Source organism: Rhodanobacter terrae (assembly GCF_042657005.1).
In the GTDB taxonomy this organism is placed as follows: Bacteria; Pseudomonadota; Gammaproteobacteria; order Xanthomonadales; family Rhodanobacteraceae; genus Rhodanobacter; species Rhodanobacter terrae.
Window position 1 is genome coordinate 1 of sequence record NZ_JBHSNG010000101.1, and the last position, 521, is coordinate 521.

The 521-nt window shown below is 54.5% G+C and carries 1 protein-coding gene; it reads left to right on the forward strand.

From position 1 onward, the window contains the following. Positions 1 to 379, forward strand: a 379-nt coding sequence (locus ACFPPB_RS20415) for a hypothetical protein (RefSeq protein ID WP_377330510.1), incomplete at its 5' end; no start/stop codon positions are given. Between the last annotated feature and the right edge of the window lie 142 nt (positions 380 to 521).

The window sequence follows — 521 nt, forward strand, 5'->3', positions numbered from 1 at the left end:
GGACGTCCAAATCTTCGATCGCGACGGCCGCGACAATTCGATTCTGTACAAATTTGCACATTCAGGCCGACAGAAAGCGATTGCCGCGGCCGGATTTTCTCGCTTCGAACGAAGCTCGAATTTTCGAAGCGAGTTTTTTCAACACTATCGGCCGATCTCTGCCGATAGGAAGGCATCGCTGGATGCATGCGGTTCAATAGCCTGGGCTGGCGACGGGTTCGGAAGAGTTCCAGCTGGCCAGTTCGAGAGCATTTCCGGTGGCCGGCCCAAAAGTGGAACCAGTGGCGGGCTCGATCGGAATGAGCGACATCATCCAATCGCCCAAACTTTGGGGACACGGCAACATCCGCGTGAACAAACCGGATACGGACGGCGATGAACCGGCCCATCTCTGAAGCGCCGATTCAATTAGGAAGTGCGCGTTTGAAAGACTTATCGAAGATCTGCTGAGGAGAGTGGAAGCGTAGCCGTTTTCTGGGTCGCTGGTTGAGCTTGTCTTCAATGCTCTGGATGTAAGCCTC